10 protein-coding genes are annotated in these 9,891 nt (G+C 61.3%); 7 read left to right on the forward strand and 3 right to left on the reverse strand.

The annotated features are described in order from the left end of the window. From P7F28_RS16725 to P7F28_RS16740, 4 genes are all read left to right on the forward strand, one after another. Nucleotides 1-428, forward strand: a 428-nt coding sequence (locus P7F28_RS16725) for a carbohydrate ABC transporter permease (RefSeq protein WP_277185641.1), incomplete at its 5' end; no start/stop codon positions are given. 11 nt (nucleotides 429-439) lie between these two features. After that, nucleotides 440-1,552, forward strand: a complete 1,113-nt coding sequence (locus tag P7F28_RS16730) for an ABC transporter ATP-binding protein (RefSeq protein WP_277185642.1) — start codon at nucleotides 440-442, stop codon at nucleotides 1,550-1,552. A gap of 21 nt (nucleotides 1,553-1,573) precedes the next feature. Beyond that, the gene (denD, locus tag P7F28_RS16735; protein WP_277185643.1) at nucleotides 1,574-2,524 is read left to right on the forward strand and encodes a D-erythronate dehydrogenase; all 951 of its coding nucleotides are present in this window, start codon (nucleotides 1,574-1,576) and stop codon (nucleotides 2,522-2,524) included. A gap of 476 nt (nucleotides 2,525-3,000) precedes the next feature. Next, on the forward strand, nucleotides 3,001-3,180 hold the full coding sequence (locus P7F28_RS16740) for a hypothetical protein (RefSeq protein ID WP_277185644.1): 180 nt from the start codon (nucleotides 3,001-3,003) through the stop codon (nucleotides 3,178-3,180). 10 nt (nucleotides 3,181-3,190) lie between these two features. On the opposite strand, the gene P7F28_RS16745 is transcribed toward P7F28_RS16740, so the two are convergent. From P7F28_RS16745 to P7F28_RS16755, 3 genes are all read right to left on the reverse strand, one after another. After that, nucleotides 3,191-4,477: an SUMF1/EgtB/PvdO family nonheme iron enzyme gene (locus P7F28_RS16745; protein ID WP_277185645.1), complete on the reverse strand. Its 1,287-nt coding sequence runs from the start codon at nucleotides 4,475-4,477 to the stop codon at nucleotides 3,191-3,193. 116 nt (nucleotides 4,478-4,593) lie between these two features. Continuing rightward, nucleotides 4,594-5,304: a helix-turn-helix domain-containing protein gene (locus P7F28_RS16750; RefSeq protein WP_277185646.1), complete on the reverse strand. Its 711-nt coding sequence runs from the start codon at nucleotides 5,302-5,304 to the stop codon at nucleotides 4,594-4,596. A gap of 101 nt (nucleotides 5,305-5,405) precedes the next feature. Next, the gene (locus tag P7F28_RS16755) at nucleotides 5,406-5,885 is read right to left on the reverse strand and encodes a universal stress protein (protein WP_277185647.1); all 480 of its coding nucleotides are present in this window, start codon (nucleotides 5,883-5,885) and stop codon (nucleotides 5,406-5,408) included. Between the two features lie 274 nt (nucleotides 5,886-6,159). Here P7F28_RS16755 and P7F28_RS16760 point away from each other — a divergent pair, with 274 nt between their 5' ends. From P7F28_RS16760 to P7F28_RS16770, 3 genes are all read left to right on the forward strand, one after another. Further along, nucleotides 6,160-7,707 carry an MFS transporter gene (locus P7F28_RS16760; RefSeq protein ID WP_277185650.1) on the forward strand — a complete coding sequence of 516 codons (1,548 nt, stop codon included), beginning with the start codon at nucleotides 6,160-6,162 and terminating at the stop codon, nucleotides 7,705-7,707. Between the two features lie 134 nt (nucleotides 7,708-7,841). Beyond that, on the forward strand, nucleotides 7,842-9,419 hold the full coding sequence (locus tag P7F28_RS16765; protein ID WP_277185648.1) for an aldehyde dehydrogenase (NADP(+)): 1,578 nt from the start codon (nucleotides 7,842-7,844) through the stop codon (nucleotides 9,417-9,419). Between the two features lie 72 nt (nucleotides 9,420-9,491). After that, on the forward strand, nucleotides 9,492-9,891 hold a 400-nt coding region (locus tag P7F28_RS16770; protein ID WP_277185649.1), incomplete at its 3' end, for an SMP-30/gluconolactonase/LRE family protein.

A 9,891-nucleotide genomic window follows, 5' to 3' on the forward strand; every position in this document is an offset into this window, starting at 1 on the left:
ACTCGACAACGGGTCTCGTGCTCGTGCATGTGATCTACGGCATCGCCTTCACGACGATGTTTTTCCGTAACTTCTACGTGAGCGTGCCGAGTGAATTAGTGAAGGCCGCACGCATAGACGGCGCGGGTTTCTTCACTATCTTTACGCGCGTTTTATTGCCGGTTTCCCTGCCGATTCTGATGGTCTGTCTCATCTGGCAATTCACGCAGATATGGAACGACTTCCTGTTCGGCATCGTATTCGCAGGCGCGGATTCCATGCCGATCACGGTCGCGCTGAACAATCTCGTGAACACATCGGAAGGAACCAAGGAATACAACGTTGACATGGCAGCGGCGATCATCGCGGCCTTGCCGACACTCATGATTTATTTGTTAGCAGGACGATATTTCGTGCGCGGCCTTACCGCCGGCGCAGTGAAAGGCTAAAGGATATCGACATGGCAAGTCTTTCGATCGACAACGTACACAAGAGCTATGCAAACGGCGCGGCTGTTTTGAAGGGCGTGGATATCGATATCGACGATGGCGAGTTTCTGATTCTCGTCGGCGGATCGGGATGCGGTAAATCGACCTTGCTCAATATGATCGCCGGTCTCGACAGCGTGAGCGAAGGCGAAATTCGTATCGGCGGAAAGCGGGTGAACGAACTCTCGCCCAAGGACCGCGATATCGCGATGGTGTTTCAGTCTTACGCGCTCTATCCGTCGATGAGCGTGCGCGACAATATTTCCTTCGGTCTCAACATTCGCAAGGTGGCGAAGGACGAGCAGAAGCGCATTGTGAGCCGCGTTTCGGAAACCTTGCAGATCGAGCATTTGCTGGATCGCAAGCCGGGGCAGTTATCGGGCGGTCAACGTCAACGCGTGGCAATGGGCCGTGCATTGGCGCGTGATCCATCGCTCTTTCTGTTCGATGAACCGCTCTCCAATCTCGACGCGAAACTGCGCATAGAAATGCGCTCCGAGATCAAGATGATGCATCAACGCCTGAATTCGACCATCGTGTATGTGACGCACGATCAGATCGAAGCGATGACCTTGGGCGATCGCATCGCGGTGATGAAGGACGGCGTCGTGCAGCAGTTCGGCCCGCCGCAACAAATCTACGATACGCCCGCGAATCTCTTCGTTGCGGGCTTTATCGGCGCACCGCCGATGAACTTCATCCAAGGCCGACTCGTTGCGCAAGGCGCGGGCGTGGGACTGGAGATCGATACGGGTATCACGCGTGGCGTGTTGTTGCTGCATGCGGATGCGCTGCGCTCGCGCGTGGGGCAAGAGGTCATTATCGGCGTCCGACCGGAACGCATTACCGATGCGCGCAGCGTGCATGGCGAAAGCGCTGCAACGGCGCAACGTTTCGCAGTACGTGTCGATGTGGTCGAGCCGACCGGCCCGGACACGCTCGTGTTCGCGCAGGTCAACGGCAAGCGTCTGGTCAGCCGCGTGCATCCGGCCACGAACGCGCGTGCAGGTGCAGATATGGAACTGGTGTTCGATGTATCGAAAGCGGTCGCATTCGATATCTCGGATGGCCAGCGTATCGAATGATTTTTGGAGGCCAAAACAAGCATGAAGATTCTGATTACCGGCGGCGCGGGTTTTATCGGCCAGCGTGTGGCGAAGCGTTTGCTCGAACGCGGTGAACTCGATGGCAAGCCAATCGATGAAATCGTGTTGCTGGATGTGGTGCGTGCGACGTTCGATGATCGACGTGTCCGCGCCGAAACGGGCGATATCTCCGACTTGAAAGTGCTGAATCAGCATATCGATACGGATACCGAAGCGATATTTCATCTCGCCGCCATTGTCAGCGGTCAGGCCGAAGCAGACTTCGACCTCGGCATGAAGATCAATCTGGACGCATCGCGTGCGCTGCTCGAAGTGTGCCGCGCAAAGGGACATGCGCCGCGCGTCGTGTTCACGAGTTCGGTCGCGGTGTACGGCGGCGATTTGCCCGCCATCGTGCAGGACGATACGGCGCTCAATCCGCAATCGTCGTATGGCACGCAGAAGGCCATCGCCGAACTGCTGCTGTGCGATTACACCCGGCGCGGTTTTGTCGATGGCCGCGTGCTGCGCCTGCCGACCATCAGCGTGCGTCCGGGCAAGCCGAACGCGGCAGCGTCGTCATTCGTAAGCGGCATCATTCGCGAGCCGCTGAACGGTGAGCGCTCCACGTGTCCCGTCGATGGCGACACGCGCGTGTGGCTGCTGTCACCGCAACGCGCCACCGATGCGCTGATCGCCGGATGCGAAATCGGTCGCGCCGCGCTGGGCAATCGGCCGATCATCAATCTGCCGGGTTTGTCGGTGAGCGTGAACGAGATGGTCGAAGCCCTGCGCGAAGTTGCGGGCGATGAAGCGGTCGCGCGTATCGACTGGCAGCGCGACGAGCGCATCGAAAAGATTGTCGTCAGTTGGCCGGGCGCGTGGAACACCGAGCGTGCGCGGGCCGCAGGGCTTGCAGGCGATGCGTCCTTCGCCGAGATCATTCGCGCGTACATCGCCGCTCGAAGCTAACAGGCGCGTTATTATAATTATTGCGCCCGTAATCTTAAGTTTGCGCCATACGGGACGCTAACCAATCTATGCAGGCACTCCGGAAAAGCACGAGAAAATAAATCGACAGACGCATCCGTTAGCTTTATTCATACGTATTGATCGCTGAAGTACCCTCTCTCAGGTTCTGGCGGCCCTCGGAATGTCAGAACTTTTCAGCCGATTCGATCCACGGTCGAGTCGGCTTTTTCTTTTTATCAGACGATAAAAGTTGAGATCATCGGCTAAAAAGCGTTGCTAACTCCATGAAACTACGCAAATTACAGCCGATGCAGTGACTATATTTCTAACCCGTGCCACAATGGAATCCGGACAAAAAAGCCGACGTTCATTCGTCTCGCGTAATTTGTACCGGTCAAAATAAGCACGTAACCAATCCAAATAATCTGAGAGAGGCGTACGCGAATACGCGGCGTCTTGCGCTTCGAGGAGGCGCGATGATCACTGAATTTCAGACGGACGCAACGCCCGTCATCGTTCGCGAGGAAAGCGGCATGTGGAGCGTGGCGCTGCCGCATGCCGAGCGACCCGGCGACCTCTTCGTCACTTTTGTGAATGACGAAGAGGAAGCCTTATGGCTGGCGTCGCAGTTTCGGCCGGAGCTGGCCGTCGCCTGATATCACGCGTTCAGGCATTTACGCAGCGGAAGCCGGCATAAACATACTGATAATGCCCCTGGAACCAGTTGCGGAAACTCGGTCTCAGCATGCAGGCCGCCGTGCGCGGCGAGCCGCCTTTGATGATGAAATGCTTGCCGTCGAAGAAATTCGCCGAGTAGCCGAGATAGAACGGAAACGGTTCGAAGCCTTCGAGCGGGCCGAACGGCGTCGTGGTCCATTCCCAGCCGTTGCCGAACTGGCCTTCCACGCCGAACGCACTGCGATTTTCCGGATGCGCCTGAACCGGCGACGGGTCCCATCGGCGGAAGTCGAAGTTGCCGTCCGCGACGTGCGGTGCGCCCGTCGCCGCGCGTTGCCATTGCGCTTCGGTCGGCAGCGACTTGCCGGACCAGCGTGCATACGCGTTGGCCTCCGCATAGCTCACATAAACCGGCCAGTCGGGTGGCAGATCGATTTCTTCGAACATGGTGCGCAGCTTCCAGCCGTCTTCATCCGGAATCCAGAACGCCGGATGCGCAATGCGCGATTCCTCTTTCCACTGCCAGTCCGCATCCGACCACAATGCGCGATTCCAGTAGCCGCCTGCATCGATAAATTTCAGGTAGTCGCCGTTCGTCACCATGAAACGGTCGATGTCGAACGCCGGCACTTCGGTCCGCACTTCGCCGAACTCGTTGTCCCAGCCGAATACGCCGCTTTCGCGCGTCAGACCGAGCGTGACTTCGCCCGCTGGCACGCGCACGGTTTCATGTTCGAGCGTCCGTTCGGATGCGCGCCGCGAATGCGCCTCGGAAGGCGCGATTTTTCTATCGACCGGCAATTGATGCAGCATGTACGCGAGCGTTTCCGCGTGCATCAGCCGATGTTCGATCGCCACTTCGAGCAATTGCGCAGGCGATTCGCCGGGTGAAAGCGGGTTGGCCGCAAGTTCGAGCGGATGGAACTTGGCGTCGATATCGGCGCGCACGCGTTGTCTGTACGCGTGCACTTCATCGAGCGTGGGCCAGTCGTGCGGCTGGTCGGTCGGCAGGCCGCCGTCCACCGGATCGATGCCGAAGGCGAACAACTGATCGTAAGCCTCGTTGGGACTCGGCAGATCGAACAGGCGTTGATCGAAGAGATTGCGGTCGAAGGCTTCGAGATGCCCGATATAGAACACGATCCGATGCCGCTCGGCGATCGGACGGTCATACAAATGCTCGGGCCTGACCACGTCGAACAATTCGTCGGTGACGCGGCGCGCTTCGGCGAGGCGATCGAGTAAAGGGTGACGCAGGGAAGGTTCGCGGTTCATGTCGCCCAGTCTCCGTAGCAAGCGTGTCAGCTTCGCATGAAATCGAAGACCGCGCAGAAGCGCCGCCTTCGATCGTCAGGGAAACATGGAGATTAGCGAACCGCGTGCCACGTCGTTCAGACGCCGCGCAAACCGTCGAAATTGCAGATGCGAATGGACTTGCCGTGGGCTTCGATCAGCCCGGCTTTGACAAAGCGCGACAGCGTGCGGCTGACGGTTTCGAGCGTCATGCCGAGATAACTGCCCATTTCGTCGCGGGTCAGGCGCAGCGTGAATTCGGCTGCGGCGTAACCGCGCCGGGAGAGACGCGCGGAGATGTCGAGCAGCAGCTTGGCCACGCGTTCATCCGCGCGCAACATGCCGAGCCGCAACACATGGTCCGACTCGCGTTTGACCGCCTGACTCATCATGCGATACATGCGCCGTTGCAAGGCGTCACTTTCGCGGCAGGCGCGTTCGAGCAGACCGAAGGGCACCACGCAGACACTGCTGTCCTCCAGCGCCAGCGCATTGCACGCGTGTTCCCAATGGTCGATGCCGTCGAGACCGAGCGCGTCGCCGGACAGCATGAGGCCAACCATTTGCTCGCGGCCGGTTTCATGCGTCACCACCGTTTTGATGGAGCCGGAGCGCACGGCATAAAGCGCATCGAAAGGATCGCCGGCGCGAAACAGCGCTTCGCCGCGCCGTACCGCGCGCGTGTTGGAGATCACCTGTTCCAGCCGGGCGATATCGGGAGCGCGCAGGCCTTCGGGCACGCACAGATGACGCATGGCGCAGCTCGGGCAGTGAGCGGTGTTGCGCTTGGGTCGGGTAGGTTCGGACATAACGATCATTCCTTGATCAATGGCAAGAACATTGTCCCATGTCCCCCTTTTCCAACCCTGTGAAAAAGTGACGCGGCGCCATGTTTCGAAATCCGTCTAAGTCAAGGCGCGTCGGACTTTTCCGCAGTGTCGCCACCCGCCGCCGACGGAATCAGCAGAACTGGAAGTGTGGCTTGACGCAGACACTGTTCGGCAATGCTGCCGACTATCAACCTTTGAAAGCCTTTGCGACCGTGCGTGCCCATCACGAGGACATCGGCATTGAATGTGTTTGCGGCTTCGACGATCAGCGTGGCGACATCGTCGCTGGCGGTGGCTTCCACCGTGACGACTTCGCCGGTCACGCCGCGCGCCTTCATGGCGTCGGCGGCTTCGCGGGCGAGCGTCGCGCCTTGTTCCATCAGACTGGTATGCAGCGAGGACGGATCGTAGCCGGGCACATCCATATAAAGCGGCCCGCTTTCGACCACGTAATACGGCTGCAACACCGCGCCGTGAGTGGCGGCGAGATCGATCGCGGTCTGCAACGCGCGTTGCGAAGTGCGGCTGCCGTCGATAGCGACGAGGATTCGTTTGAACATGGCGCTTTCTCCTTGTTGTGATGTGACCTTATGTGACGTTCCAGAATAACGGAGCGCCGTGGTATGCGCGCCGCGTATTTTTGCGATGAGTCGATTCGCCGCAAGCCAGCACGTACAATGCGATTTGCCCGCCGTCAGCGCCCGCTTAATTAAGGGCGGCGCTCACGTTTCCTGCATCGTCGCCCGCATTTTTCCAGCCAGCCGCATGTCGCCCACGACTCCGCCACAGTCTCCGCCTTCGCCTGTTTTATCCTTCAAAACCGCGCTTTACGCGATGCTCGGCATCGGCTTGGTCAATATGCTGGTGGCGCTCGATCAGACCGTGGTGAGCACGGCGCTGCCGTCGATCGTCGCGGAATTGCACGGTTTCGAGTTTTACGCGTGGATTGCGAGCGCGTATCTGCTGGCATCGGTGGTGACGGTGCCGGTCTTCGGCCGATTGGGCGATTACTTCGGCCGCAAACGCTTCGTGATCGCGGCGGTCATCACGTTCACGGTGGCGTCAGTGTTGTGCGGACTCGCGCCGAGCATGCTGTTTCTGGCGCTGGCGCGCGGGCTTCAGGGCGTGGGCGGCGGCATGATGGTCGGCACCGCGTTCGCCGCGATTCCCGATCTGTTCCCCGATCCGCGCGCCCGCGTGCGCTGGCAGGTGGTGCTGGCGGCGGCATACGGCATCGGCACGGCGGCGGGGCCGTCGCTGGGCGGCTGGATGAGCCAGCATTGGGGATGGCGTTCGACGTTTCTGGTCAATCTGCCGGTGGGCGCGGCGGCGCTGTATTTCATCTGGTCGCATCTGCCGAATCTGCATCGGCCGCGCGCGGGCGGCGTCAAGGTCGATTGGCTTGGCGCGGCGCTCGTGGCGCTGGTGCTCGGCGGCTTTCAGACGCTGATCGAAGCCGTGCCGCAGGACGGCGTCACGCCGCGCAATATCGCGCTTGCGGGCGCAGTGGTGGTCGCGGCCATCGCCTTGCTGATCTGCGAAAAGCGCGCGCCGCATCCCATCATCCCGCTCGATATTTTTCGCGATCCGCAACTGGTGACGCTCTTCACGCTGTCGTTTCTGGCGGGCTTCGTGATGTTCTCGCTGATCTTCTTCGCGCCGCTGATGCTGCAAGGCGGCTTCGGCCTGTCGCCGCAGGAAGCGGGGCTGCTCGCCACGCCGATCGCGCTGTGTATTGCGCTGGGCAGCTTCATCAACACGCGCATCGTGATTCACCTCAAAAAGCCGACGATGATTCTGTCGATCGGCTTCGGCTTGCTGCTGGCGTCGTCGATCGGTTTGTCGTTCGTGCGCGCAGTGACGCCGCACTTGTGGGTCGAAATCACGATGGGCGCGACCGGTATCGGGCTCGGCTTCATCCTGAACAACATGAATATTTTCGGGCAGGAGATTGCGGGGCGCGAGCGCTTCGGCATTACCACGGCGCTGCTGCAATCCACGCGCATGGTCGGCGGGATGATGGGCACGAGTATCGTCGGGACGATTGTCGCGCATCACTATGCGAGCGTGGTCGGGCGGACCATCAGCGTGCTTGGCACGCAGGTGTCGGCGCAATGGGTGCCGCGTTTTACCGACCCGCGCATTCTCGTCGATGAAACCATGCGTGACGGTCTGATGGCCGAACTCGCCCGCGCCGGTCTGGACGCTTCCGCCTTGTTCGATGCCGCCCGCGACGCGCTGGTGGCATCGATTCATATTGGCACGATGCTGACGGCGGTGGCCGCGCTCGCCGCGAGTTTGCTGGTGCGGCGGATTTCGCATATCACGTTCCGCAAGGCGGGAACGGGCGCGCCGAAGCCTGAAGCGCCGCCCGCGCATTGAACGTTCGCCGTTTGACACTCGCTTTCCGACGGTGATAGCTTTTCCCGGCTGATTCCAGGCTCAGTCGATACGCGGGCACGCGCCATGCGACCGCCCCAATCCACATTCACCGCATGCCCGAATGAGGAACTGACATGAACATCACCGGAGAAATGCTGATCGGCGCATCGGCGGTACGCGGCGCCGATGCCACGCTCCGCGCGTTCGATCCCGCGCGCAATATCGATCTCGATCCCCCATTCGGCGGCGGCGGCGCGAAAGAAGTCGCGCGCGCCTGCGAACTCGCCGATGCCGCGTTCGACGCGTATCGGCAAGCGCCGTACGAAACCCGCGCGCAATTTCTCGAAGCGATCGCCGACAACATCATCGCGCTCGGCGATGCGCTAATCGAGCGCGCGCATGCCGAATCCGCGTTGCCGAAGGCGCGGCTCGAGGGCGAGCGCGCCCGCACGGTCGGACAATTGCGGCTGTTTGCATCGCTGGTGCGTGAAGGGCGATGGCTCGCCGCCACGCTCGATTCCGCGCAACCGGATCGCAAGCCGCTGCCGCGCTCCGATCTGCGTCTGCAGAAGATTCCTCTCGGCCCGGTCGCCGTGTTCGGCGCGAGCAATTTTCCGCTGGCGTTTTCGGTAGCGGGCGGCGATACGGCGTCCGCGTTGGCAGCGGGCTGTCCGGTGATCGTGAAATCGCATCCGGCGCATTTGGGCACGTCGGAACTGGTCGGGCGCGCGGTGCAGAAAGCGGTCGCGGACAGCGGCTTGCCGGAAGGCGTGTTCTCGCTGATCGTGGGCGAAGGCAATGCGATCGGCGAAGCGCTGGTCGCGCATCCGGCGATCGCGGCGGTCGGCTTCACCGGATCGCGGCGCGGGGGTCTGGCGCTCGTCGATATCGCCGCCAGGCGCGCCGTGCCGATTCCCGTGTACGCCGAAATGAGCAGCGTGAATCCGGTCTTCGCGCTGCCGGGCGCGCTCGCCAAAAAGGGCGACACGCTCGCCGCCGCCTACATCGATTCGGTCGCGCTGGGCGTCGGCCAGTTCTGCACGAATCCCGGTCTGGTGTTCGCGCTGGCGGACTCGGATCTGGAAGATTTCATCGATCACGCGACGGTCGCCATCGGCAAGAAGGAGACGCAGTCGATGCTGACGGCGGGCATCGCCAAGGCTTATGCAAGCGGAATCGAAGCGCGCGATGCGTCGGGCGCACAGCAGCTCGCGACCGGCGTGAAGGGTAAGGCGGCGAGCGGCGCGTTGCCGGTGCTGTATCGCGTGACGGCGGAGCAGTTTCTGGCGACGCCGCAATTGGCCGAAGAGATTTTCGGACCGACATCGGTGATCGTCACATGCCGCGACGAAGATGAAATGATCGCGACGGCGCGCAAGCTCGAAGGTCAGTTGACCGCCACGCTGCTGATGGAAAGCGATGACATCGAACTCGCGCGCCGTCTGTTGCCGGTGCTCGAGCGCAAGGTCGGGCGCATTCTGGCGAACGGCTTTCCGACCGGCGTCGAAGTGTCCTATGCGATGGTCCACGGCGGCCCGTTTCCGGCGACATCCGATAGCCGCTCGACTTCGGTCGGCGCGATGGCGATCGAACGATTCCTGCGCCCGGTGTGCTATCAGGACTTGCCGGCGACGCTCTTGCCCGAAGCGCTCGCGGACGACAATCCGCTGAGCCTGTGGCGACTGCGCGATGGCGAGCTGGGACCGAACTGAGCGTTTGACGCTATCCTTCGCGCTATCGTTCGCATCGTATCGTCCGCATCGCCCAACAAGGAGACACACCGCATGACGCAGTCAGACCGCCGCTATCCCGATCCCGCCATCCGCACGCTCGATCCGCGTTTCAACGCGCTGCGGCTGCCGTCTGCATCGGTGGAATGTCTTTATCAGGGCGCGCGCTGGTCGGAAGGGCCGGTCTGGTTCGGCGATGGCCGCTACGTGCTGTGGAGCGATATTCCCAACAACCGCATCCTGCGATGGGATGAAGAAAGCGGTCAGGTCGGCGAGTTCCGCAAGCCGTCGAACAATGCGAACGGCAACACGCGCGATCGCGCAGGGCGGCTGGTGACGTGCGAGCATCTGACGCGCCGCGTGACGCGCACCGAGTACGACGGTTCCATCACCGTGCTTGCCGATCGATACGACGGCAAGCCGCTCAATTCACCGAACGATGTCGTCGTCAAAT

It is taken from the genome of Caballeronia sp. BR00000012568055, from assembly GCF_029439455.1.
Taxonomy (GTDB): domain Bacteria; phylum Pseudomonadota; class Gammaproteobacteria; order Burkholderiales; family Burkholderiaceae; genus Caballeronia.